Origin of the sequence: Halalkalibacter akibai JCM 9157 (assembly GCF_000513135.1) — a bacterium.
In the GTDB taxonomy this organism is placed as follows: Bacteria; Bacillota; Bacilli; order Bacillales; family Bacillaceae_D; genus Halalkalibacter; species Halalkalibacter akibai.
The window spans coordinates 215,059-239,971 of sequence record NZ_BAUV01000001.1; the positions used below are offsets into that span (position 1 = coordinate 215,059).

27 protein-coding genes, 2 pseudogenes and 1 riboswitch are annotated in these 24,913 nt (G+C 37.6%); of the genes and pseudogenes, 16 read left to right on the plus strand and 13 right to left on the minus strand.

Annotated features, from left to right (window positions below; translation table 11 throughout):
- Nucleotides 1-261: 261 nt before the first annotated feature.
- The 5 genes from JCM9157_RS01065 (at nt 262) to JCM9157_RS01085 (ending at nt 3,859) form a co-directional block, all read left to right on the plus strand.
- Entirely contained in the window at nt 262-1,218 is a 957-nt protein-coding gene (locus JCM9157_RS01065) for a thymidylate synthase (RefSeq protein WP_035661140.1), read from the plus strand.
- A gap of 877 nt (nt 1,219-2,095) precedes the next feature.
- Nucleotides 2,096-2,341 (plus strand): hypothetical protein, encoded by a 246-nt coding sequence (locus JCM9157_RS01070; protein WP_035661142.1) that lies wholly within the window; start codon nt 2,096-2,098, stop codon nt 2,339-2,341.
- Nucleotides 2,342-2,479: 138 nt separating this feature from the next.
- Complete coding sequence (locus JCM9157_RS24305; protein WP_148296784.1) at nt 2,480-2,659, plus strand: hypothetical protein; 180 nt, start codon at nt 2,480-2,482, stop codon at nt 2,657-2,659.
- A 33-nt stretch (nt 2,660-2,692) separates the two neighbouring features.
- Entirely contained in the window at nt 2,693-3,607 is a 915-nt protein-coding gene (locus JCM9157_RS01080; RefSeq protein WP_052012867.1) for an ATP-binding protein, read from the plus strand.
- 39 nt (nt 3,608-3,646) lie between these two features.
- Nucleotides 3,647-3,859 (plus strand): hypothetical protein, encoded by a 213-nt coding sequence (locus JCM9157_RS01085; protein ID WP_035661148.1) that lies wholly within the window; start codon nt 3,647-3,649, stop codon nt 3,857-3,859.
- A gap of 82 nt (nt 3,860-3,941) precedes the next feature.
- Here the strand turns inward: JCM9157_RS01085 and JCM9157_RS01090 are convergent, their stop codons facing one another.
- Nucleotides 3,942-5,141 (minus strand): chromate transporter, encoded by a 1,200-nt coding sequence (locus JCM9157_RS01090; protein ID WP_035661149.1) that lies wholly within the window; start codon nt 5,139-5,141, stop codon nt 3,942-3,944.
- Nucleotides 5,142-5,792: 651 nt separating this feature from the next.
- Entirely contained in the window at nt 5,793-7,448 is a 1,656-nt protein-coding gene (locus JCM9157_RS01095) for a M20/M25/M40 family metallo-hydrolase (RefSeq protein ID WP_035661151.1), read from the minus strand.
- Between the two features lie 185 nt (nt 7,449-7,633).
- Here JCM9157_RS01095 and JCM9157_RS01100 point away from each other — a divergent pair, with 185 nt between their 5' ends.
- A complete protein-coding gene (locus JCM9157_RS01100; protein ID WP_035661154.1) occupies nt 7,634-7,885 on the plus strand; it encodes a hypothetical protein in 252 nt (83 codons plus the stop codon).
- A 45-nt stretch (nt 7,886-7,930) separates the two neighbouring features.
- Here JCM9157_RS01100 and JCM9157_RS01105 read toward each other — a convergent pair whose 3' ends face one another.
- Nucleotides 7,931-8,317, minus strand: a complete 387-nt coding sequence (locus tag JCM9157_RS01105) for a hypothetical protein (protein WP_035661155.1) — start codon at nt 8,315-8,317, stop codon at nt 7,931-7,933.
- The gene (locus tag JCM9157_RS25595) at nt 8,310-8,444 is read right to left on the minus strand and encodes a hypothetical protein (RefSeq protein WP_268870907.1); all 135 of its coding nucleotides are present in this window, start codon (nt 8,442-8,444) and stop codon (nt 8,310-8,312) included. Before JCM9157_RS25595 ends, JCM9157_RS01105 begins: the two co-directional genes overlap by 8 nt.
- A gap of 275 nt (nt 8,445-8,719) precedes the next feature.
- Here JCM9157_RS25595 and galE point away from each other — a divergent pair, with 275 nt between their 5' ends.
- The gene (gene galE, locus JCM9157_RS01110) at nt 8,720-9,733 is read left to right on the plus strand and encodes a UDP-glucose 4-epimerase GalE (protein WP_035661157.1); all 1,014 of its coding nucleotides are present in this window, start codon (nt 8,720-8,722) and stop codon (nt 9,731-9,733) included.
- A gap of 57 nt (nt 9,734-9,790) precedes the next feature.
- Here galE and fbpA read toward each other — a convergent pair whose 3' ends face one another.
- A complete protein-coding gene (fbpA, locus tag JCM9157_RS01115; protein ID WP_035661159.1) occupies nt 9,791-9,988 on the minus strand; it encodes a Fur-regulated basic protein FbpA in 198 nt (65 codons plus the stop codon).
- A gap of 221 nt (nt 9,989-10,209) precedes the next feature.
- Here fbpA and JCM9157_RS01120 point away from each other — a divergent pair, with 221 nt between their 5' ends.
- Entirely contained in the window at nt 10,210-11,025 is an 816-nt protein-coding gene (locus JCM9157_RS01120) for an endonuclease/exonuclease/phosphatase family protein (protein WP_158318609.1), read from the plus strand.
- Nucleotides 11,026-11,065: 40 nt separating this feature from the next.
- Here JCM9157_RS01120 and JCM9157_RS01125 read toward each other — a convergent pair whose 3' ends face one another.
- Nucleotides 11,066-11,302 (minus strand): hypothetical protein, encoded by a 237-nt coding sequence (locus JCM9157_RS01125; RefSeq protein WP_035661163.1) that lies wholly within the window; start codon nt 11,300-11,302, stop codon nt 11,066-11,068.
- A gap of 80 nt (nt 11,303-11,382) precedes the next feature.
- Nucleotides 11,383-11,562, minus strand: a complete 180-nt coding sequence (locus JCM9157_RS01130; protein WP_035661166.1) for a hypothetical protein — start codon at nt 11,560-11,562, stop codon at nt 11,383-11,385.
- 244 nt (nt 11,563-11,806) lie between these two features.
- Here JCM9157_RS01130 and JCM9157_RS01135 point away from each other — a divergent pair, with 244 nt between their 5' ends.
- Nucleotides 11,807-12,943 carry a S8 family peptidase gene (locus JCM9157_RS01135; protein WP_035661169.1) on the plus strand — a complete coding sequence of 379 codons (1,137 nt, stop codon included), beginning with the start codon at nt 11,807-11,809 and terminating at the stop codon, nt 12,941-12,943.
- A 172-nt stretch (nt 12,944-13,115) separates the two neighbouring features.
- On the opposite strand, the gene JCM9157_RS24515 is transcribed toward JCM9157_RS01135, so the two are convergent.
- From JCM9157_RS24515 to JCM9157_RS01150, 4 genes are all read right to left on the minus strand, one after another.
- Nucleotides 13,116-13,253 (minus strand): hypothetical protein, encoded by a 138-nt coding sequence (locus JCM9157_RS24515; protein WP_156321465.1) that lies wholly within the window; start codon nt 13,251-13,253, stop codon nt 13,116-13,118.
- A 3-nt stretch (nt 13,254-13,256) separates the two neighbouring features.
- Nucleotides 13,257-14,504, minus strand: a complete 1,248-nt coding sequence (locus JCM9157_RS01140) for a helix-turn-helix domain-containing protein (RefSeq protein ID WP_035661171.1) — start codon at nt 14,502-14,504, stop codon at nt 13,257-13,259.
- Nucleotides 14,505-14,654: 150 nt separating this feature from the next.
- Nucleotides 14,655-15,176 carry a YsnF/AvaK domain-containing protein gene (locus JCM9157_RS23155; RefSeq protein ID WP_052012868.1) on the minus strand — a complete coding sequence of 174 codons (522 nt, stop codon included), beginning with the start codon at nt 15,174-15,176 and terminating at the stop codon, nt 14,655-14,657.
- Between the two features lie 213 nt (nt 15,177-15,389).
- Nucleotides 15,390-15,872, minus strand: coding sequence for a YsnF/AvaK domain-containing protein (locus JCM9157_RS01150; RefSeq protein ID WP_035661174.1), 483 nt, complete (start codon nt 15,870-15,872; stop codon nt 15,390-15,392).
- 209 nt (nt 15,873-16,081) lie between these two features.
- On the opposite strand from JCM9157_RS01150, the gene JCM9157_RS01155 reads away from it, so the two are divergent.
- The 7 genes and pseudogenes from JCM9157_RS01155 (at nt 16,082) to JCM9157_RS23735 (ending at nt 23,173) form a co-directional block, all read left to right on the plus strand.
- The gene (locus tag JCM9157_RS01155; protein ID WP_035661177.1) at nt 16,082-16,570 is read left to right on the plus strand and encodes a dihydrofolate reductase; all 489 of its coding nucleotides are present in this window, start codon (nt 16,082-16,084) and stop codon (nt 16,568-16,570) included.
- Between the two features lie 69 nt (nt 16,571-16,639).
- Entirely contained in the window at nt 16,640-17,410 is a 771-nt protein-coding gene (gene yunB, locus JCM9157_RS01160; RefSeq protein ID WP_035661178.1) for a sporulation protein YunB, read from the plus strand.
- A 71-nt stretch (nt 17,411-17,481) separates the two neighbouring features.
- Nucleotides 17,482-17,666, plus strand: a riboswitch (Lysine riboswitch).
- Nucleotides 17,667-17,813: 147 nt separating this feature from the next.
- Nucleotides 17,814-19,412, plus strand: a complete 1,599-nt coding sequence (locus JCM9157_RS01170) for a Na+/H+ antiporter NhaC family protein (RefSeq protein ID WP_035661183.1) — start codon at nt 17,814-17,816, stop codon at nt 19,410-19,412.
- Between the two features lie 811 nt (nt 19,413-20,223).
- Nucleotides 20,224-20,487: a hypothetical protein gene (locus JCM9157_RS01175; RefSeq protein ID WP_035661186.1), complete on the plus strand. Its 264-nt coding sequence runs from the start codon at nt 20,224-20,226 to the stop codon at nt 20,485-20,487.
- Nucleotides 20,488-20,535: 48 nt separating this feature from the next.
- A complete protein-coding gene (locus JCM9157_RS01180; protein WP_035661189.1) occupies nt 20,536-21,315 on the plus strand; it encodes a hypothetical protein in 780 nt (259 codons plus the stop codon).
- A 224-nt stretch (nt 21,316-21,539) separates the two neighbouring features.
- Nucleotides 21,540-23,050 (plus strand): annotated as a pseudogene (locus JCM9157_RS01185) (sodium-dependent transporter).
- A 15-nt stretch (nt 23,051-23,065) separates the two neighbouring features.
- Entirely contained in the window at nt 23,066-23,173 is a 108-nt protein-coding gene (locus tag JCM9157_RS23735; protein ID WP_081733991.1) for a methionine/alanine import family NSS transporter small subunit, read from the plus strand.
- Nucleotides 23,174-23,217: 44 nt separating this feature from the next.
- Here JCM9157_RS23735 and JCM9157_RS01190 read toward each other — a convergent pair whose 3' ends face one another.
- Nucleotides 23,218-23,796: a CBO0543 family protein gene (locus tag JCM9157_RS01190; RefSeq protein ID WP_035661190.1), complete on the minus strand. Its 579-nt coding sequence runs from the start codon at nt 23,794-23,796 to the stop codon at nt 23,218-23,220.
- 56 nt (nt 23,797-23,852) lie between these two features.
- Nucleotides 23,853-24,865 (minus strand): annotated as a pseudogene (locus tag JCM9157_RS01195) (M23 family metallopeptidase).
- Between the last annotated feature and the right edge of the window lie 48 nt (nt 24,866-24,913).

Here is a 24,913-nt window from a genome sequence, read left to right on the forward strand (position 1 = left end):
ATGGAGCGGAAGGTACTTGACTCCTGCGGGAAAAGAGGGAAGGACAAGACCACATAGACGAATGTCGTACTTGGCTTACTCCCCGGGGAAAGCAAGTACCTGAAGCGCAAAGGAACGGATTCGTTAGGGAGATGAGACCTAATCTCCTTTCGTTTTAACAAATATCAACTGAGTCATTTAACATCCTTTATGTTAAAATGAGTGATAGAAAAAATTGAGGAATAAAGATTGGATCACGAGAATTTGAAAGGGGTTTATACAATGAATCAAGCAGATAAAGTTTATTTAGATTTATGTCGTCATATTCTTGAACATGGAACAAAAAAAGAAGATCGTACAGGGACTGGTACCATCTCTATTTTTGGTCATCAATTGCGTTTCGATTTACAAGAAGGATTTCCGCTTTTAACAACAAAACGTGTTCCTTTTCGCTTAATCGCATCTGAATTACTTTGGTTTTTAAAAGGAGATACGAATGTCCGCTATCTACTTGAAAACAATAATCATATTTGGGATGAGTGGGGTTTTCAAAAGTGGGTAGAGTCTAGTGACTATCAAGGACCAGATATGAAAAATTTCGGTATTCGTTCTCAACAAGATGAGGAGTTTAACAAACAATATCAGGAACAATTAACGATTTATCAAGAAAAGGTGTTAAATGACGATGACTTCGCTAAACAATATGGAGATTTAGGGAATGTGTACGGGAAACAGTGGCGAAGCTGGGAAGGCGCTGACGGCAAAGTTTACGATCAAATTCAATATATTATTGACGAAATTAAACGCAATCCTGATTCAAGGCGCTTGCTTTGTAATGCGTGGAGTGCGTCTGAACTAGAAAATCAACAGCTTCCACCATGTCATTATGCTTTTCAGTTTTATGTAAATGAAGGCAAGTTAAGCTGTATGTTCAATATGCGCTCAAATGATGTGTTTCTAGGATTACCGTTTAATATAGCCTCATATGCTCTATTAACGCATTTGATTGCCCATGAGTGTGGTCTAGAGGTTGGAGAGTTAATTTATTCGGGAGCTGACGTTCACATCTATTCTAATCACGTAGAACAGATTAAGACGCAGTTACAAAGAGAACCTAGAGCATTACCGCAGATTAAATTAAATTCAACGCTAACAAGTATTTTTGACTTTGAATTAAAAGACATTGAGCTAATTGGCTACGAGCCACATGGGCCGATTAAAGCACCTGTTGCTGTTTAGACGAGTGGAATAATGAAGATGGCTTAATTGAGCGGACCTACAAGACGCTATTTTCATGAAATGAGCTCTTTTTGAGAGGTTAAAGGACAACAGATCCCTTATCTTAACCATTCAGCACTAATTTAGCTCATAAAACGTCTAATAGAGTCATCTGAGTCCGTGAAAGGCAATAAAGAGCTGTTTTTATCTTAAATAAGACCATCTGTGTCCTCTTAAAACTGTACATGTAAAAGCAGCCCTCCAACAAGAAACGGGCTGCTTTTAATATTATCGACCGCTAGTTGATTAACTGCTTAACAATAAAAATAATAGCTGCCCACAAAGGAACGCTTAATAGTGAGCCCCACATAAGGCCTTTAAAAACATTTCCATCTTCCTCCATAGTTAATCATTCCTTCTTTTATTTTAACTGTGTTCGCAAAAATTGTTGATGTCACGTCTAGAGTGAATCGCAATGTTGACCCGGTAAGGAATTGTAAATATATACGAAAACAGTCTTTATTTTTACCAAGTATCGACTTGGATGCTAATCACTATTCATATTAAGTAAAATATGATAAAGATAGAGAAAAGTGAGAACAATAAATAGGAGTGGTGTTGTGTTTAAGTTTCTTAAATCTTTATTTATAAAGCAGTGTTATTTCTGTAAAACAACAAAGGGTTATTTTACGTCTTATGTTAATACACGAAATGAACAGATCAAAGTTTGTCCAAAATGTTTGGAATATGCCGAAAGAAGAGCGTTCCGGAAAGCGAATTAAGAATGAACAGATTTTTTTGTGAGAAAATCTGACGAATACCTTTTTATTTGGATATTTTCAGACTATTATAATAACTAAGAGGTTGTCCGTGAACAAAAATTAAAGGAGTGATTTCAATGATGAAGGGTTTAATGGGAGATTTTAAATTTAAAAAGCATTATTTAGCTGAGATTGATCATGTAGGTGAAAAGCTAAAATCTTGGAGTTGGGATATTTACATTGCGGCGAATGATAAACAGGAATATAGAGGAAAAGCTCTTGCGCCAGGCCAAGGAATTGAGATTCCGTGGACGCCAATTGGAGAAAACATATTAGAAGAAATGATGGCTCTATGTGAACAACAAATGCCTAAGCATCCTTAATTGGGATGCTTTTTTGTGTTTTCTGTAGGAAATTTGGAGGATATCTACCAATTGAGACCACATTCCTATAAAAAAATTGCTATAATCAAAGTGTCGTATATTGGAGAAAACACAAACAGGGAAACGGGGGTGAGTCAAGTGGGTGTCCGTTATGAGAAAGCACTAGAAGATTTATTGTGGTTTTCAAGTAAGTTAATAGGAACGAAAACATTCTTCGTTAGTCAGATTGAAGAAACGTTTAAGATTATTAAAGTATTTAATCAAAATGGTTGCGATCTGAATGAAGGAATGGAGTTAGAATTAAACGATGCATTATGAAGTCTCATTGAAGTTAACGGTCGGGAACCGTTAGTGATTAATGATACAAAGAAAGATGAGCGAGCGAAGGTATTTGATTCAATCTATGCGGCAAATGTAGGTTCTTATTTAGGAATGCCTGTTTATTTACCAAACGGCAAACTATTTGGTACAGTTTGTGCGGTTGACCCGAAGCCCTATGCTTTTACTAAAGAGGAAATGGAAACCATTGAGAGGTTATCTTCGGTCATTTCAGTTATTTTAGAAAATGCCTTTACATCTAGTTACAATGAAGTAGATGATAAGTTAATAAGACTGGAAAAATTGGCGATGCTTGGCCAATTGTCAGCTGGTTTGGCTCATGAATTACGAAATCCGATGCAGTCAGTTCGAGGTTTTGTTCAACTGCTATTCGAGGATCAAAAAGATAATCATTTTCGTGATATTGTTTTAAACGAATTAGATCGAATGAACCAGTTAGTCAGTGATTTCCTACTGGCGACTCAACCAACAGCTCCGAAAAAAGCAAGTTGTAATGTAACGGATATTGTTTCTGAGACGGTCGAACTTATATCAAATGAAGCAATCTTACATAATATTGAAATTTCATTTAGTTATGAGCTAGAAGAACTTACTGTTTATGGCGACCGTGCTCAATTGAAACAAGTTATCTTAAATATTATCAAAAATGGTATTGAAGCAGTTGGGCAAAATGGCAGAATTCAGATTGATGCTAGGGTATCCTTATCTAAAGAAGAAGTGGTTATCGAAGTTAGAGATAATGGGAGTGGCATTCCATTGTCTATTATGGGGAGGATCGGTGAACCATTTTTTTCAACAAAAGATACAGGAACTGGTTTAGGACTATCCATTGCACAACGAATTATGCAAGAACATAATGGTAGAATTATGTTTGAAAATCAAGATGGTGGTACGAAGGTATCTATTTTACTACCACTTAATCGGTAATCATAAAGGATAAAATTTTAGGGTTTGAGGGAGGTAAGTATGGCATTTCTAAGAAATTGTACACCTGTTCAAGGAATTCTTTTAATCGCTGTTTTTGCCATTGTTATCGCTTTTATCTTATTAGCGACTCAGTCCTATTTTAGTTACGTAGAGGTAACAGAAGCGGCAAATGGTTGTTTTGATCAAGGGGGTTTCCCAGTTATCGAGAAATCAGGATTTCAATTAATATCTTTTCAGTGTAATAGGGATTAAAAAGCGAGCAGTTCGTAATATATTGAGGGGGAATCTAAATGGGTGTTTTTAACCTTTTGAGATTCCCCCTTTTGCATAGGCACTAAAACAGCAATGACAAAATCCATCCTCCTAAAGCACCTGTCACTACAATAACCCACGGAGGCAGTTTCCAGAAAACCAACATACTGAATAAGACAGCAGCAAAAGCGAAGTCTGCCGCAGATAGGATGGAACTAGTCCAAATAGGCTGATAAAGCGCAGCGATTAATATCCCTACTACTGCTGCATTAACACCCATTAATGCCCCTTTAATACTCGGGTTACGACGCATTGAATTCCAAAATGGTAAAGTTCCTAAAATAAGTAGAAAAGCAGGTAAAAAGATCGCAATGGTTGCGAGTAGTCCGCCTTTCCAACCGTTTATCACTGCTCCTATATAAGCGGCAAACGTAAATAACGGACCTGGTACAGCTTGTGCAGCACCATAACCAGCTAGGAACTGTTCTTCACTTAACCAGCCTGTTGGAACAAATTCTCTTTCAAGTAAAGGGAGTACAACATGTCCTCCACCAAAAACAAGAGCTCCTGCACGATAAAAGCTATCAAACATCGCTATCCAATTTAAAGTTGTTGCTTCCCTTAAAATAGGAAGAGCAATAAGTAGCCCGAAAAATAAGGTTAAACAGATGACAGCAAAGCGATGTGAAATCGGAAAAGAAGCGTTTTTATCTGTTTGTTCTTCAAGTGTATGATTTCTATAAAGGAGAAAACCAATCAATCCAGCTAAGATAATAATTCCTACTTGAGTAAATGCTGTTTGCCACATGAGTGTGACGACCACTGCGAATAACGCGAGCGTTTTCCTGTTCAGATCAGGCGTTAAGTTTTTCGCCATTCCTAAAATCGCATGGGCAACAACAACGACTGCTACGATTTTTAACCCGTGAATCCAACCAGCTTCTGTAAAACCAAAACTCTGTAAAAGAACAGCAAAAATAATTAAAGCTATAACCGACGGCAGCGTAAAGCCAAGAAAGGATACAATTCCTCCTAAGACTCCAGCTCTCATCACACCAATCCCGATGCCTACTTGACTACTTGCCGGGCCGGGGAGGAACTGACAAAGAGCAACTAAATCAGCATAGCTTTTTTCGTTCATCCATTTTCTTCTGCGAACATACTCCTCATGAAAATACCCTAAATGAGCAATAGGCCCTCCAAACGATGTAAACCCGAGCCTAGTAGAAATCAATAGGATTTCTACTAACGACTTTAATTTGTTTTGATGGGGATCTGTCATAATTACACCTTCTTTTTTATTCGTGTCTTTTGCATTTGTTTATATGTAAAGGTTAAAGGGAGAGAGAAGAGGTGTTCGTTCCACTCCACTAAGAGAAAAAAGCCTAATCCTTTAAAAGCTGCTTCATTTTAATCAAATGAATACAGTTTCAATAAGCTTTCTCCATACTCTATCTTCCAATTTATCATTTCTATAGTGAAAAGCAACCTAAAATAGAAACGAGGGAAGTGTAACCTTACTAAACAAACTAGATTAAAAAGACTATAAAATGAACATTAACGGGTGAGAGGGAAGAAAACACAGAAGGGAAATTTTCAGTAAAACTACCAGAGGCTTAATACATTTATTAAAACAACAAAATGGTAATTATTTAAGGTCTTCCTTGGTTTCATGAAGACTAATTCACATAAAAGGAAAGCAAAAAAAGGTCTTCACCAAGTTCATGAAGACCAATTCACCTAATAGGAAAGCAAGAAAAGGTCATCATCAGGTTCATGAAGACCAATTCACATAAAAGGAAAGCAAGAAAAGGTCTTCATCAGGCTAATGAAGACCAACTCACATAAAAAGAAAGCAAAAAAAGGCCTTCATAAGACTAATGAAGACCCAATCTACTCTTATTAATCCTTCAACAGTTCAATGAAGATAGGATTACCTACTCCTAAGAACTCCTTGAATAACCTCGTTTGTAATCATTGGAACGATTTCAAAGGAATAAGTTTGCTCCAAGCGCTCGAACTGTTTATGAGCGTCAAAGCCATACGGACCAATGTTTATAACAGGGACATTTATATCTCTAATATCTTGGTAATTGACAAAATGTTTAACGCCCCAACCTGGGTTGTTACTAGTGACTGCAGCAATACCTTGTTCATCGTCACTCAACGCAACAAAACTCATATCAGAAATATAAGGGAAGAAGTTTTTCGTTCTGATTGGATAATCGTAACTAGGTTGAACTTTCTTAATCGCTTCATCTAAGGCCTGAATTAAGATAGTTTCTTTATCGTCTTTTCCAGTTACTTCAATTCTCGGTGAATACAAGGATGAGTAGAACAAGATCATTGCTGGATCTTTATCTGGCATCCACTTCCAAGCTTCTTCCACAACTTTGGCTGAGAACATTCTAGTGTCTAAGCTAAGATCTTGTTTTAATTCAGCTTTAAAGTTTTCCATATGAACAACGTATACATCCCCATGCTCTTCTATTAATAGTTGCTGCATTTCCTCGTAAGTCATGACTCGAGGCTTCCAAACGACTTCTTGATAAGGTTGCTTACTAGCTTGGCAATATTGTAGATACCTTTTCTTATATTCATCAAGAGCGTTGGTGAAGGCTAACTCAGCTTGTTGTTTTAACTTGTCCAATACATCTTCTGGAGACCAGGAATGAATGAAGAAATTATAATAAACAAAAGCAGAAAGAGCGGTTTGCACGGTATAAGTTGGCTTTAAATCTGTTTGTTTTAAGGAAACCGGTGGAACGGTCGTTTCTCCGAATGCTTCATTGCATAACTCAGGGTTATAGTTAATCGTTCTTGTTAGTTCAGCAGCTAAGAAGTTTGGATCAAGCCCTTCAAAACAAGAGCCAACATGAGTTTCTGCTCCTGTTATGAAAAAGGAGGGAAGTAATTTTCCAACTGTACCTTTGTAGATATAGCGATTTTCGTCACCTTGATAGAGAGGAGAGACGAAATCGGCGTTAATAGCGGCCACATAATCAAACTGATGCTGTTCTTTAAGTTTTTTTAATTCTTTTAACGCAGATAAAATCCCGTGTGAACCATCTTCTTCATCACATTCAATAACAACCATTAAATTGCCTTCCAATTGATCTGGGTGCTTCGAATAATAGTTAAGTAGATGAATATGGCTAGCCACTCCACTTTTCATGTCAAGAACCCCGCGGCCAAACAGATATTGGCTTGACTGTAAGTGTGAGGCTACTAGGGGTGGAAGTTCCTCTGATTGAAGAGCTTCCATCAATTCGGCTGGGTTACAGGCTTTATTTTTAAGATGGTTGAAGTCATCGATTCCAACAGTGTCTAAATGCCCCATTAACAGAACTGTTTTTGGACTTGGTTTCTTCGTTCCTTTTACAAAAGCAATGACGTTATATCTTTCTTGCTCATCATTAATCGTTTGTTGCTTGATAATATAAGAAGGGTTTTCTTTAAAATAAGGAAAACTAGATAGAAGAGTATAGATGGCCTGTGCCAGTTCTTTTTCTCCTTCCGTATTAACAATGCTTTCTACTTCGACTAGCTGTTTCGTTAAAAATAAAAGTTCTTCGCGACTATTTAACATATGAATACTCCTTTGTAATCCTAATTATAATAAATATAACAGATAAATGGAGTTGTATTGAGTCTATAATCATCGTTTTCTCGACAAAAAAAGCAACTAGTGTCAGAAAATGTCTGACGATTGTTATAGGAATATACCAACACTTTGCAGAATATTAAGTATATTAGAGGGGAGAGGGGATTTTTATGGAAAACATTAGAGAGTTCACCGTTAAAAACCATTTTTTAGTTGAAATTGATAATCATGCTGTACAGGATGGTGCAGGTAAATTAAAAACATGGAGTTGGGATATTTACATTGCTGCCAATGATAAAGCAGAGTATAGAGGAAAAGCATTAGCTCCAGGAAAAGGAATTGAAGTACCTTGGATCACACTCGCAACGGAAAATTATTTGGAAGAAATGATTGCACATTGTGAAAAAAGAATGCCTCAGTAGCCCTAACAATAGGGGCTTTTTTTGGTTGAGGCAATTTATGACCAATCACTGCAACACTTTTTCCAATTCAGCAAACCCCATCACTTTAATGGCCTCTATCTCTTCTTCGGAAAAGCGTTCTTGAAGTAAGGATAATATCTCCTTTTTCTCCTCAGCACTCATACCATTTTGAACAGTTGCATACAAATTTAAAAGTTCAGTAAATGTGAATTGTTCTAGGATTAATTCGATAGCCTCTTCCCTAGTAAATGTCTGGCTAGCACCAGTTAAATTTATCTCTTCTTGTTGGTGTCCAGGTTCAATCACCTCTTTGATTTCAGGTACCGATAATGAATCATCAACATCGTTGTCGGCAAAATATAAGCCTAGTCCCCCTGGAATCAGGACACAGATGACTACAAAGATAAAACCAAACACAGCTGCTTTAGTCATAACAGCCTCCAATCAGAGTTGAAGTTAGTATAAAAGAATGTTCACCGTTTAATAGTGTGATAATTTGTTCTATTAAAAGAAAAACCGCCATAATGACAAGTGAACTTAGTAACAAACTAATAGCCATTCTAATCACCTCATAAAGCAGTGTTGTCATTTACGGCTCGTTTCAAACGTTGGAAAAGGGAGGAAGGATACGATTGGAACAAGAAGATGGGAACTTGTTAAAAGGATTTATTTGGGGTGTTAGTTTAAGTGTTCCTTTCTGGTTATCTTTTTATGGCTGGATAAAATGGTATCTACTTTAAAGTGCTGAACCACTTCTATCAAATTTGACAGACATATGGTAAAATACGAGAGATTTATATTGTTCTGGCAAATTATTTTTATTTAGGAGTGGTCATGTTGATCCTAGTCACAGGTGGAGCTGGGTACATTGGAAGTCATACTTGCGTTGAACTTCTAGAGGCAGGGTATGACATTGTTGTGGTCGATAACTTTTCAAATAGTAAAATGGAATCCATTGACAGAGTGAAACAAATTACAGGAAGAGATTTTCCTTTTTATCAAGTTGATTTATTAGATCAAGAGGCTCTTGAGCAAGTGTTTAAGGAGCAGAAAATAGAGGCTGTTATCCATTTTGCAGGTTTAAAAGCGGTAGGAGAGTCAGTCACAATTCCTCTTCATTATTACCACACGAATATAACTGGGACATTAGTTCTTTGTGAACTCATGAGAAAGTATAATGTCAAAAAAATCGTGTTTAGCTCATCTGCAACGGTTTATGGAATGCCTGAGCAGGTTCCAATTAAAGAAGATTTTCCACTTGGAGCAACAAACCCATATGGTCGAACGAAATTAATGATTGAAGAAATATTACGCGACCTTTATATTTCAGACGAAGCTTGGAGCATTGCTTTGTTACGTTACTTTAACCCGATTGGAGCCCATATTAGCGGGAGAATTGGTGAAGATCCAAATGGAATTCCCAATAACCTAATGCCTTTTATTACTCAAGTTGCAGTTGGGAAACTCAAGCAATTAAAAGTGTTTGGTAATGATTATGCGACCGTTGATGGGACTGGCGTGAGAGATTATATCCATGTTGTCGATCTCGCGAAAGGGCATTTAAAAGCTGTTGAAAAAGTGCTTGAGTCGACAGGGGCTGACGCATACAATTTAGGTACAGGAAATGGATATAGTGTTCTCGAAATGGTCGATGCGTTTGAAAAAGCGTCAAACAGTCAGGTTCCATATGAAATAGCGCCTAGAAGACCTGGAGATATTGGCGTTTGTTACGCAGATCCTTCTAAAGCTAAAGTCGAATTGGGTTGGTCAGCAACAAAGGGGATCGAGGAAATGTGTGTAGATTCTTGGAGATGGCAAAAAAATAACCCAAATGGTTACAGCGAATAAATGTGAAAAAGAGGGTATGTTAAAAGGTCAATGATCTTCTAACGTACCCTCTTTTAATTACTGTACATGTATGAACTCGCTGCTATACGAGCAGAACGTATATTGGTCATTTACCTTGGAACAAATTAAGGATTGAAGCTCTGAATGAGTCGCTTCGTATAATTGACGACCGTCAGGCATTTTAAAGCACTGATGTTTTAGGAGGGTGTCGATAATTTGTTCCTTATCGAATGCAGCAGGTGTTGTAAAAGACATAACATCACTCCTTTTAAAGATGTAAGCGTTTACAATTTCATTTTAGATGAATTGCACTTCACTGTCAAGATGTGATCAAGCCAAAATTAAATTGTAGACATTACTCATATAAAAAGTAACAATTGGCTATTATTTCTAGTAAAAATTAACTGGTTTTTTTAGACCGAATATTCAGATTATATAGTATAATAGATAGAGAATTCTTAATGGAGGGATCAGTGTTGAAGAAAAAAAGATACTACATACTACTACTGTTTTTCATCTGTACTCTTCTTTCTACGATATTATATCATTTTTATAATAAGGATACATACATGTGGGAACATCATCCGATTCCATACAAACCAAACGAAGAATTGATAACGGTTACAACGTTTAACATTCAATATGGAAAAGGAATTGATAATCGCGTTGACTTAAATCGCACGATTGAAACGTTACGAGGATTAGAAGCTGATATTATTAGTTTGCAGGAAGTAGAAAGGAACAGCTTTCGTTCTTACTTTACCGATCAAGTAACGACCATCGCAAATGCGCTCGGAATGAACGCTGTGTTTTCCCCTTCTTTAAACTATCCAGGGCTTTATTATGGCAATGCCATTTTATCTAAATATCCAATTGAGGATACAGCTACTATTCCATTTTCAAACCGGATTGAAAACCGTACAGCGATGTTAACGAAATTAACGATATCAGAAGAGCAATCCATTTATGTTCTGAATACACATTTAGGCTTAAACCGTTCCGAACGCTTAGAAGCAATTGACGAAATACATGACAGGTTAAAACGGCTTGATCAACCAATTTTGCTGACAGGCGACCTTAATTCGCTTCCAAAACATGAGGAGTACCGGGTATGGGAGTCATTATTAACAAAGACCAATAAAGGAATACCCATTCAAACCTTTCATAATCAAGACTGGCAAATTGATTATATTTTTCACAGTTCTGATTTCATTGTGAAAGAAACGAGGGTGACACAATCGGAAGCATCAGACCATTTCCCAGTTACTGCGTTACTTCTGTTAAAACCATGAGCCCGCCCTAACTATGAAAAGAGTACGGGGCTCATGAGTATTAGTCTTGAGATAGTTCATCTAGTAACTGCCGAGAGCGTTTCGCATTTCCTTCCGCAAAATTCACTAATCGGTTTTTTAAAGTATCGTTATCATGAATTCGCTCAGCAAGAATTAAATATGTTCTCATCATTTCTTCTTCTTGATCAAGACTTGTTTGTAACTGCGCCATCAATTGATCTGTCGATAACGTATCTTCCCGGTCACCATCACGGTCATAATCTAAATCGTGGTTCAAAAAGGATCACCTCAGTTTATAGGTGGCATACCACCGTTTTTATCAAAAAGGGAGAGAGGTTTTACATCTCTAATTCTTCATCAATTTTCTGAATTAGCTCGATCAGTCATGCGCCAATTAACAAATCCAATGGCTAAGAAAATGATAAACAGAAAAATATAAACTCTTGTCGACCAATTTCCGATACCGGTAAACGCTAGGAAAAGCCAAAGGAAAGCGGAGATAAAGAAAAGGATGCTACCTACTGGGAGTTTTTTCACAAATGTGACCTCCTACAAAAAATTTACTCATTGTTTCACTTTTTAATATGTTAGTAATCCATCTTTATGGTGCTCTAATCCAATTTAAATATTCAACGAGCAAAAATTTTCCCAATACAAAAAAAATGATTTCTTTGCTATCGTTAAAGTACCAAGAGTTCTTGGGACGTTAAAAATTAGGAGGGATTAAAACCACAAGCTACTAAGTTACTTATTAAAAGATAAGAGTAGGAGGAATTTTCTTATGAAAAAATACTTATCCTTGTTTTTTGTCGCGGTACTTTTGTTTAGCTTGACTTTTTCAGGTGTTGGTTTTGCACAATCTCCACAAAATGCGAAAGAATATTTAGTGCAGTTTAATGGTTCTGTTAATAAAGGACTATTGAAAGCTTTTGGAGTCGATAATCAAGATATTATTTATGAGTATCAATTATTGCCGGTTGTTCACTTAGAACTTACTGAACCACAAGCAAAAGGGCTTGCTAATAATCCACATATTAAATACTTAGAAGAAAACGCAACAGCTGAATCTTTTGCCGAGAGTGTACCTTGGGGTGTTCCTCATGTACAAGGAACGACTGCACAGGCAAATGGTTTTACTGGAAGTGGTGTGAAAGTAGCGATCTTAGATACAGGGATTGACCTGAGTCATGAAGATCTCTCTGCAAATGTAAAAGGTGGTTTCTCCGTTTTCGATGATGCAGCAAACCGAGATCCTTACTATGATGCAAATGGTCATGGTACTCATGTTGCAGGGACGGTTGCAGCTGTTAATAATAACTTAGGAGTACTAGGAGTTGCCTATCAAGCTGACCTTTATGCAGTCAAAGTACTTAATAATGATGGCAGTGGTTCTTATGCCGGAATTGCGAGAGGAATTGAGTGGTCCGTTCAAAATGGAATGGACATTGTTAATATGAGTTTAGGTGGGTCAACGAGTTCGTCAATCTTGAAAGAATGGTCGGATTTAGCTTATGCACAAGGGGTATTATTAGTCGCAGCAGCAGGTAATAGCGGAACACGTCCAGGTAGAGGAGATAACGTAGGCTACCCTGCCAAATATGATTCTGTAATTGCAGTTGCTGCCGTTGATCAAAATAATAATAGAGCTACCTTTTCAAGTACAGGACCTGCTGTGGAAATTTCAGCTCCAGGTGTAAGTATATTAAGTACGATTCCTAATAATGGATATGCTTCATATAATGGAACGTCAATGGCATCTCCTCATGTAGCTGGTGTAGCTGCGCTTCTATTAGAAAATAATTCGAATTTAACCAATACTGAACTTCGAGAGCTACTTCAATCATCAGCGAAGTCACTAGGTACTGCTTCTCAATATGGATATGGCTTAGTTCAAGCAATGGACGCAATTAATCAGTAGTAATAAAAAGGTCTGTAGCCGGTAGAATTGGCTACAACCTTTTTTACAGAGACCACTTAAGGAGGTGTTTATTCATCTTATTGAGTGGTCTCTTTTTAACAATAGGTGCTGAGTTATCAAAAACCCAGGTAAGAAAAATTTTCTCACCTGGGTTTGTTCATATTATATTTTTTTAACTAGGTGGATGAATCGGTTCAGGTTTCATTGTTTGTTCCATTCCTAAAGATTCACCTGTGACGACTGAACTGGCAAATCCTCCGGATACCGCTATTGTCATGACTAATGATAAAATGAAAAATGTTTTTTTCATTTCTTATTCCTCCTTTTTTAATGCAACTATATATTCGTTAAAATAAACATTTGCAAGGTCGATCTCTTTTAACTCTTGGTAATATTGGGCCAATTCTAGCGCTGTTTTCATTTTTTCTTCCACATGATCGTTTTTCTTTAAAAAGGGAAATAATTGATTTTCGATAAACTGATACATGTCAGTTTTAGATTGTAATTGGAGTTCAAACTTCTGAGCTAATAAACGATACTTTTTTAGCTGAGTAGACTGGCTATACTTGATTACTTCATTGATATGCTCACGAATAGAAGTTGTATCCTTATTTGTTAATAATAAAATTTCGATAATAGCTAGATGACTAAGTATATGGTGCCTAGAGCCTTTTGCAAAGACTTTGATAGCCTGATATAGAAATGCAAGAGCCCCATTATAGTCTTTTTTCTTAAATAAAAGTAAGCTGTAATTATAAATAATTTGATGATATAAATCGTTTAATTGAAGCAAGCGCGTGTTACGCAACAAAACCTTATACACTTCGATTCCTTCGTCGTACAAGCCAAGTCTTGCGTAATTAATCCCTAAAATCATTTGCGTGTGCACGGTTCGGATGTAATTATTTTCTTCTTTGTAATAAATTAAAGCTTGTTTCGCATAGGTAACAGCCTTTTCTGGCTTATTTAATAAACTGAAACATAAACTGATCTGATAAAATAAATCGCGAATAATAAATGGATTGTTACTTAAACTCATAGACTTTAATTGGAGGAAATGATCTTTTGCTTCTTGAACTTTATTGTCTGCCAGTAATAATAAACCAGCATTAAATGAGTAAAGAAGCTCTTCTAATGGAGTGAAGTTTACACGTAATTTTTCTAACATTTTCTGATGTGCTGTTGCTTTTTTAAAATGGTTGTTAAATAAAAAGAATCTGATCATATAAGCATGATACAAATTAATTAAATCGGTTCTAGCAAACATTTCTTCAAGCTTCTGTAACTTTTTCCCGAGCATATTGATGTTCTCAATATCGTAATAAAGAACAGCTTCCACAAAATGATCTAAATCGGATTTAATTTGAAGATACTGATCAAATTCACTCGAAAGCTCAACTCCTAATTTGTCCAAAAGAAGGGTAGCCGTTTCTTCGTTTGCACTGTAAGAGTTATTCTCAATTTTACTTAAATGTGGAATTGAACAAATTCCATCTGCAAGCTGTGATTGAGTTAAGTTACGTTTAACTCGGTAATACTTAATAACAGTTCCTACTTTCATGAGTACCATCCCATTTGTATAAAGTTGTTTCTCCTAATAATATTATTAAACTTTTGAAAATTGACTAAACAGAGAAAGTTTTTGTTGGGAAAAAAAGAGAGGGAATAAATGGAAGAAGGTTCTAAAACAAATGTCTTAGAACCAGAAACGTTATTTTTCTTCGTGCACATCTGCTTCTCCGTGTATTTCAACACGAGCTTGTTCTTTTTTTATCATTTCTTTTACTTGTTCCATTTCTTCAATTTGTTGCTTAGTTATCCAAACTTCATTTACTTTAACGGGGTGTTTTGAAATATCGACTTCTTCTTCTTTTAAAGGAATTCGATAAACTTCTTCATCACCTGATTCAACTACAAGTTCTTGACGTTTAATCGGTACGGTAAATGTTTTGTTTTCTTCGACTACTTCTTTGTACACTTTAACTTCACCAGTTTGAACTCTTACTTTATTAATGTCTAGTTGCTCTTCGCGTAGCTGCATCGTCTGTACTTGTTCCGGTTCTTGTTCTGGAGGAGAGATGGTTTCTTTTACCGAAGCTGCTCTCATTTCAAATAAATAACCGATAATAAGACCAGCGATGGCTCCAATAATTAGGCTTAAAACGATGGAAACATTAAAAACAAACGCAACAGTGCCGCCAATAATGGCTCCAATAATCATAAAAATACCCATCGGACCCTCCTGAGAATGATTTTTTCTTAATTATATTTTGTCCTGACTTAATGTAATTATAAATGTCTTTTGTTGAAATCCTAGTGAAATGGAGCGGAAGGTACTTGGCTCCTCCCCGCGGAAAGCAAGTACCTGTAGTGCAATGGAACGGTCTATTTGAGAAGATTTAAAAAACCTACTTACACATGGTAAGTAGGTAAAGATGAGGATAGATTAGTCTTCTCTAATGATATCTGTGTCACCGTGAGCTTCGATATCTGCTACTTCTTTATGAAGGACATCACGTACTTGTTCTGTTTCTTGAACGGAACGCTTATGAGCAGATACTTCACCTGTTACAACCGTGTGCTTATCAACATCAATCTTCTCAGCTGTGACAGGAATACGAATTGTTTCCTCATCTGTGATCGGATCATCTGTTGGTTCATGGTCTACGGCATGTTGCTCGATGACTACTTGATCATGTGAAACGGGAACATTTACAGCCTGCTCTTCTTCGACGATATCTTTATGAAGAGTAACGTCACCTGTTTCAACACGATGCTTATGAATATCTAATTCTTCTTCGCGAAGATCTAAATGTGCATTTTCCTCAGCGAATTCAGCATCTGGTACTCGATCTACTTCACGAACAACCTCTTTACGATTTTCTCGGCGAGTTTCTTCTTCTTCGTTAAACAAATCAAAAAAGCTCATGAATGAAAACCTCCTAGGAAAATGTGATTGGATCGTTGTACAAATATTATCTTGACCTTTTAATCGAGCTTCTATGTAATGGAATATAATAACTGCTTTGTCCCGCCTTGTTATTATTAAGTTTGGGAATTAATTGAATAGAATTTTAGCTATTACAAAGTCTGATTTATGATACGATATGAAAAGAATACATAAAGGAGTCGGTAGCTATGATTTCATTTGTAGTTGCAATGGATCGGAACCAGGTAATTGGAAAAGATAATCAACTTCCGTGGCATCTGCCAGCAGACCTTAAGTTTTTTAAAAAGGTCACAACTGGTCACACAATTGTGATGGGAAGAAAAACGTATGAATCAATCGGTCGCCCGTTACCTAATCGTCATAACGTCATTTTAACAACGAATGCCAACTATGAAGCAGAAGGTTGTGAAGTGGTCCATCAAGTTGAGGACGTTTTGCAAATGGTGAATCAGGACGAAGAGTTTTTTATTATCGGTGGAACCCAAGTGTTTTCTTTATTTTGGGATTATGTTGACCGATTATATGTTACTTTTATTGATCATGAATTTGAGGGGGATACGTTTTTTCCAAAGATTGAACAAGATCAATGGGATATGGTATCTGCAGAGTTAGGCATGGTCGATGAGAAAAATGTCTATCCTCATGAATTTCGAATATACGAGAAAAAAGAACAATAGCTTGCTTAAATTTTTTGGTCAAACCATCCCGCTTTCTTGCATATAGTTGTGAGGAAGGGGGATTTCATCATGAGAGCACCAAAAAAACGCAGACCCCAGTCTCGGAAAGGGCCACTGCCATTTCGGTACGTATTGCTATTATCTTTTCTTATTTTTGTTGTGTTGACTGTACAAGGGCTATGGATTATTGAAAAAGGGATTCGACCAACATTAATGCATATTGCGACAACAGAAACACGTGTGATTGCGACAAAAGCTATTAATGATGCTGTCTCGAAAAAAATTGCGTCAGATCTTGAGCAAGACGACCTTTTTATCGTTCAAACCGATGCTGAGGGTTATATCACGTCCATTCAATTTAACACGCAGATTTACAACCGAATCCTATCAGAAGCCACAAACCGTGTGCAAAGACATTTAAAAGCGATTGAGCGAGGAGAAGCTTTTGACGTGTCAATTGATGCCGATGCGGGCGAGACACTGACAACTGATGGCGGGATCATTTATAGTATTCCGTTAGGGCAAGCAACCAATAATGCTTTACTTGCACAATTAGGACCGCAAATTCCTGTTCGATTCTCCGCGATTGGTGATGTGAAGACAGATTTAAATTTAGATGTTCAAAACACAGGGATTAATAACACGACCTTGTCTGTTAACTTTGATGTCATTGTAGATGCTAAAATTGTTATTCCATTTGCTACAAACACTGAAGCAATAAAAACAACGGTACCTGTTGGCTTAGTGAACGTTCAAGGACGCGTACCGGAATTTTACTCAGAAGGAGGAGGGGGAATGATTCTTCCAGCTGGACCGTCCTCTGGAGGTGGAGGAAATTAACAATTGTCATTTCAGAGAAAACATGATAAGATCCTATACGACAAATTAAATAGAAGTACCTCATCGTAAAAAAATGAGGTAGAGGCGCGACGGCCATTAGTAAATTTCCTGAGGATGACAACGAAGAGGGAAAAAGAAAGGGAAAGTCGCCGAAGTGAAACCAGAGGTCAGACTGTTTTCGCTGGGTCTGTATTTAATAAGTACAGGACTGTCATAGCTTGGGTTAGCGTTCAAGTTATGGAGAACTACCATTCAAATGGGGGAAACACGCGCATTCAAGGCGATAGTGGGTAACCATTATCGCCTTTTCGGTGTTTTTAACGATTGAATTGTAGAATCATTACCCAAAGCCGTTATGTGGAGATTCTATCAATCTATCAAATTTTCTGGGAGGTTTTTTCTTATGGAATCATCTATTTTATCTTTACTACCTCCGATTTTAGCTCTAGTTATGGTTATTTTAACGAGACGAGTCCTGCTATCTTTAGGGACTGGAGCTATTATTGGAGCACTTATGTTGCACAGTTGGAATCCACTAGTTGCAGCAGCAAATATTTATGCGATTGTCATGGGCATCATTTTTGACTTTGAAGCCGAAGCAACATTTGGCGAAGTGACTCGTGCTATCGTAGCGAATCGTTTTGCCATTAACACGTGGGAGTTTTTTATTGTCATTTTCCTTCTATTACTTGGAATGATGGCTGCTCTCATTACTCGTTCTGGTGGAAGCCGTGCGTTTGGTGAGTGGGCGATGCAAAAAGTAAAAACACGTGTAGGTGCACAGCTTTTAACAGTATTTCTAGGGATCATTATTTTCATTGATGATTACTTTAACAGTCTAACAGTGGGAAATGTCAGTCGTCCGTTAACGGATCGTCACCGTATTTCTCGTGCAAAATTAGCTTATTTAGTGGATTCAACGTCTGCACCGATGTGTGTCATTGCCCCGATTTCGAGCTGGGGAGCTTATATTATTGCGATCATTGCAGGAATTTTTGCTACTCATTCTGTCACACAATATGAAGCGCTACAAGCTTTCATGTTAATGATTCCGATGAACATTTACGCTTTAGTAGCACTAGGTCTTGTGTTAGCAGTAGCCTGGTTTAACTTAGACATTGGTGCAATGAGAAAACATGAAGTGCTTGCTAAAGAAACAGGAGAGCTATGGAACGCCAAGCTAGGTGCAATACCTGGTTCTCAAGACGACATTAAAGCTAACTCTAAAGGGAAAGTAGGCGATCTAGTTTGGCCTATTATCGCTTTAATTGTTGGTACAGTATTTTTCATGATTACAACAGGTATCCAAGGCACAGAAGGCGATGTAACGATCTTAACGATTTTTGAAAATACCGATGTAGCATCAGCACTTGTATACGGAGGTCTTTTTGGACTTATCATTGCACTTTTATTAAATGTGTTAAAACCGAAATCTGAAACTGGTTTAGGATCATCATTAGTAATCGGAATGAAATCAATGCTACCAGCTATTTATATTTTGTTTTTTGCATGGACATTGATTTCAATTATCGGCGATTTAGGAACAGGAACGTATTTAGCTTCAATCGTTGAAAATTCTAATCTAAACCCAATGTATTTACCTGTTATTTTATTTATCATTGCAGGGTTTGCCGCTTTCTCAACCGGAACGTCATGGGGAACATTCGGGTTATTACTTCCAATTGCGGGTGAAATGGCAGCTGTTATGGATATAACATTAATTTTGCCAATGATGGCTGCAGTACTTGCTGGTTCCATTTTCGGAGATCACTGTTCTCCAATTTCAGATACAACTATTCTTTCTTCTACTGGAGCAGGAAGTCATCATATTGACCACGTCGTCACCCAGCTTCCATATGCATTAATTGCTGCAGGAATTACGGCGATCTCCTATCTAGTACTAGGTGCAACATCGAGTGTGGTAGTCAGTTTACTTGTTGCCTTCTTGCTTTTAGCAGGAGCGGTCTTTGTATTAAAACAGTTATCAAGAAAGCAAGCTTAATCCGTAGAGTATGTTTGAGGGAGAGAAGCGATAAATTAGGTGAACCTAATTTATCGCTTTTTTTTGCATCAAGTGTTTTTATTCATTCTTGTGAGTAGATTATGTTTGTGGGAATGAGGGGAACAGTAGTATTTGGTGGAATAAGGAATCGTGTGTCCGCGAAAGCAGGCTAATCAACGTTTTTTGTGGAATAAGAGCTTGTGAGACCTCATCGAAAACCTCGGCGGCGGACTCACGAGCTCTTATTGAGGTTAAAAGCCGCATTTAGTCGAGGTGAATGGCCAAGGGGTGCCTTATTGCGAGAATATGGGCTGAGAATGCTAGCTGAATTGGGTGATAAGGAATCGTGTGTCCTCGAAGCCGGGGAAATCAGTGATTTTTTGTGGGATAAGAGCTTGTGAGACCTCATCGAAAACCTCGTCGGACTCACGAGCTCTTATTGAGGTTAAAAGCCGCATTTAGTCGAGGTGAACGGCCATGAGGTGCCTTATTGCGAGAAAATGGGCTGAGAATGCTCACCGAATTGGGTGATAAGGAATCGTGTGTCCGCGAAAGCAGGGGAATCAACGTTTTTTTGTGGAATAAAAGCTTGTAAGTCCTCATCCAAAGCCTCGGCGGACTCACAAGCTCTTAACTAATTCCATCATTCAATTTAATATATGTTTAACGTATGTTGATTTCACAGTCTATCAAAAACTGTACAGGAACCTGTTCTTTTTCGCATTTATAACGAATCACTAGAATAAAATTCGTTGAAACGAATTTAAAAAGTTATCCGTATGTAGAGAGGAGCGAAAGGGAGAGGATCTAAATGATTAGGAGTTTTTGGCAGGCGTTAATTAGTTCAACATTGGTTTTCTTGTTGTATGGTTTTGGCATAGTCGCATACGGTTATTACCAAACGACAAGGTACGTTCCAGATATTCTCTCCGAATATGAAAACGTCTCGTATCTTCAAAATGAGATTGCATTCGGAGCAGTAGGTAGTCCTACACAATATATATGGACCTATCTTGGTCTTTTCGTTCTATTTTTTATCTTTTTTATCATTAAAAATTCCGAGAAGAAAAAGTGAGGGTGGACCCCCTCTGTAAAAAAGCCAATTACCAGGAGGAAACTAGCTATGGATAAAACAAAGATCATAGTAGGGTTGTTAGTAGGGAGTTTGGCTTTTAACATTTATAATGTAGTGCAAATGAACTCGATAAATAAACAACTAACTGAGCATATTTCTAATACATCAAATTGGGTGAGCTCTGAAATATCAAGCCTTTACTCAGATCTTTATAGCTGGCAACAAGAAGACAAGTGGGTTAAAGATATTGAATTTAAACCGATTAGACAAAGTTCAGACCCAAATCAAATAGTTGTTGATGTTAAATGGAGCATAGAAGAATTGGAGTCAGGTGCGGATGTCTTCTTTTTATACCGAGAAAACGAGCAAGAAAATTGGGAAAAGGTGACTGCAGTTCCAAATGATCAATTTACGCAGTACGCTTCCATTATTTTAGATCCAACAAAAGAGTATATGTACAAGATTATAGCAGAAGGAAATTATATAAAAGGAAGTAACACAAGCTTTATTCCATCTGATTCTTACCGCCCTGTTTCGCTATCTGTTGGATATAGTTCAACCCATACAGCGGGATCTTCCGTTATTCAATATGAAATTTATGTTGAACAATATGTGAGTGAGGAAGATTATTATCAGGCCGAGGAAATATTTGCTATCTTTACGGGAAAAGATGGTGAAATTGAGAAAGAGCCTTTGAACGAACGTGAGACCGGCTGGAATCTAAGTTTCAACTGGGACCAAGAAACAACGGTTCAGCTTGAAGTGCATTATACAAATGGCTATGTAGAGTTAATGGAGACAGAAATCGCTGAGATTTATATGGATTAAAGAAAGAAGAACACTGGGAATAAATATTCCGAGTGTTTTTAGCTATTGGTTCTACAGTTCCCATAACTTACTTTAGTAACATAATAAAAAATCTCTAGTACAGCAACGGATAACCGTGTAAAAGTGCATGAAAAATAATTATAAAATAGTTAGACTAATCTAACGTTTCTGTGAATAAACAATTAGTGTAAGCGCTTTAAAAAATATGAGATGAGGTGAAGTTAATGAACGGAAGGGAACAATGGGGAACACGTGCTGGTTTTATTTTAGCAGCCATTGGTTCAGCTGTTGGCTTAGGGAACATTTGGCGTTTCCCGTATGTTGCGTATGAAAATGGAGGAGGAGCATTCTTTTTCCCGTACTTATTTGCTCTTATAACTGCTGGTATTCCTCTTCTCATTATGGAATTTACTCTCGGCCATAAGTATCGTGCTCTGCGCCATTATCTTATGCAAGAATGAGTAAAAAGACAGAATGGATTGGCTGGTGGCAAGTTGCGATCTCATTTGTCATCGCAACCTATTACGCTGTTATTATTGCTTGGGCGATGTCTTACACGTATTTCGCATTTAACCAAAAGTGGGGCGAGGATACAGGTGGCTTCCTAATGGGAGATTACTTACAAAGAGTCGATCTCGTCTCAGGAGGGGCTCCTGGGGATATAGGTGCTCTTGTACCAGGTGTATTTATCCCATTAATTTTAGTATGGATTATTACATTAGGTGTGTTGTTCAAAGGGGTAAAACGTGGTATTGAGATTGCAAACAGAATTTTCATCCCACTTCTCGTAGCGATGTTCCTTCTGATTGTTATTAGAGCCGTGACGCTAGAAGGAGCTTTAACTGGGTTAGATGCTTTCTTCAAACCGAATTGGAGTGAAATCATGTCACCAGGAGTGTGGGTGGCGGCTTATGGGCAAATCTTCTTTAGTTTGTCGATTGCGTTTGCAATCATGATCACATACTCGAGTTACTTATCTAAGAAATCTGATATTACCAACAATGCTTTTATAACTGGGTTCAGTAACTCTAGTTTCGAGTTACTTGCCGGGATTGGGGTATTTGCTGCACTTGGTTTCATGGCCAATGCATCAGGTGTTGGGGTTTCAGAAGTAGCGAGCGCAGGAATTGGTCTTGCCTTTGTTGTCTTCCCTGAGATCATCAATACGTTCCCGGGCATGAATGGGTTGTTTGGCGTATTATTCTTTGGCTCACTTGTTCTGGCCGGATTGTCTTCACTTATCTCAATTGTTGAAACGTTTGTTTCAGGGGTACAAGATAAGTTTAAGTTCTCAAGAAGAAAAGCTGTTGCGATCGGTGGAGGATTATCTGCCTTAATCTCGATTCTTTTTGCGACACAAGGTGGTTTATTCTTCTTAGATGCTGCTGATTATTTTATTAATACGTTTGGTATTGCGTTAGCGGGTCTTGTCTCCGTTATTGCAGTATCTTGGTTTACGAAGAAATTGCCAGAATTACAAACACATGCAGACGCTGTTTCAGATTTCCGCTTAGGTTCTTGGTGGCAAATTTGCTTGCGTTTTGTCACTCCTATTGTACTTGGCTATATGTTTATCCAAAATACAATTGAGAATGTAACATCGAACTATGAGGGCTATTCAACGGCTTTCTTAATTGGTTCAGGCTGGCTAGTAGCGATCGCGGCAATTGTACTTGGATTTGTGTTTGCAAAACTAAAATGGCAAAAAGGTGATTTGGACATTCCGAAAAATTAAACAGGGGGGACGCATATGAGCGGTGGAGCAGTAACAATGATGATACTTGGGATTTTGATCATCTGGGGAGGCCTGGCGCTGAGCATTATGAATGCAGTCAAAGTTGCTAAAAGTAAAAACTGATTAATAATAAAAAACAAGCTCGGTCAGCCGAGTTTGTTTTTTTGTTATGTTGTTGTTTTACTCGTTCTCATGAAGTGTAAAAATAAATTGGTTATCAATCTTGCCATCACTAATACAACTACATAAGCAACAAATAAGTGAAGATAATTAATGGACTCATGCATGCGAAACATTTTAAGGACAACTAGGTAAGGTTTGAATATAAATGCGAGACCTGCACTCAAACCAATAGTATAGAGATAATAATTTTTGTTGTGGTTTAAAACATATTGATAAACGAACATAAATAACACAGGGATTAGTGAGACATCTAAACCTAAATTAGCAGTTATCAGAGGAAATGTTTGAAAAGGATATCCAACAAGTCCGAACCTGACAAAGCTTGTATCGATATAAGTGAACCATACGTGAATGTTAAATCCATAAAACCCTAATAACAGCGCTTTGCTTCTATCCATTTTAAAATATAAATAAACAAGTGGGGCTACTAACATAAAGGTATTAACCCAAAAAAACCCTACTGTTGGGTTTGAATATTCAGCCCAGTAGCTGACGAATTCCCTTGCAATGTCAGCTTGCTTTTCTGAAACCTCTGTAAAAGCATCTAAATAGGTTTGGCTCATATTCCACCTCACTTATAGAGAGATCGCTAGAACCTAAGGGTCCTAGCGCCATCCAATTATTTTTTCTTTTTACGATCTTGATAAGCTTTGCGTTCCCATTGTTTTAACGAAGGATATGGATCAAAAGACCATTCGATCCGGCCGTTATCTCTGTACATTCCGTAGTGCAGATGTGGGGGGAATTTCCCTTGTGTTCCAGCTTACCGTAGCCAGAACTTCCACAATAGCCAATCACATCTCCAGGAGCGACGATACTACCTTCTTCTATTCCTTTTTCAAATCCACTTAAGTGAGCGTAGTAGTGGTAAATATTATCTAAGTCACGAATACCAATACGCCAGCCGCCGTACTTGTTCCAGCCTTTAATTTCTACTCGTCCATACGCCGTAGCTCGAATAGGTACATTATAGCCTGCAAAAATATCAGTTCCTTCGTGAATACGTCTGCCACCCCAGCCGCGTCGATCACCCCAAGTATTTTTATAGCTGTAATTATAATTGAGCGGCATTGGAAAAGCATGGTCATCTAAATCTAACGTGTCATACTTTTCATAAACTAAAGCATGGCCATGAACAATTCGAACAGATTGATCTCGCTTATATTTCTCCCATAAAGCGATACGAAAATCGTCTTCAGATACACCATACTGCTCGATATGGTGAGCAAGAGTATAAAGAATATCTTCATCATTTAAACGATCAGCAAGACCATCTCCATCTCCATCTAGACCGACTCCTCCGAACATTTGAATAGAGAGGGGATGATTATCTGATTTATTCGGATTAAATTGTCCAGCCCATTCATCCTCGGTGTAATAAATGGAGATAAAACCCTCTTCTTTTGGACGATCTCTTAAAGCTCGTCTTAACCCACGCTCATACGTATCAACCGCTGCTAAGTATTGCCATGGAACGCTTGTAAGTGTTTCGACCTTCTTATATAAGTCCATGCGTTTTTCGTAGATCTCCTCTGAACTCAGATCTTCCTTCTTATCTGCCGCGTAAGTTGCCATTGGAAGAGAAACAAACACGGCTATAAGTGCTAAAACGATGATTTTCTGAAATCTCATAATAGGCTCCTTTCTACCTTGACCCAAAATGCAGTTTCCTGCGTCCAT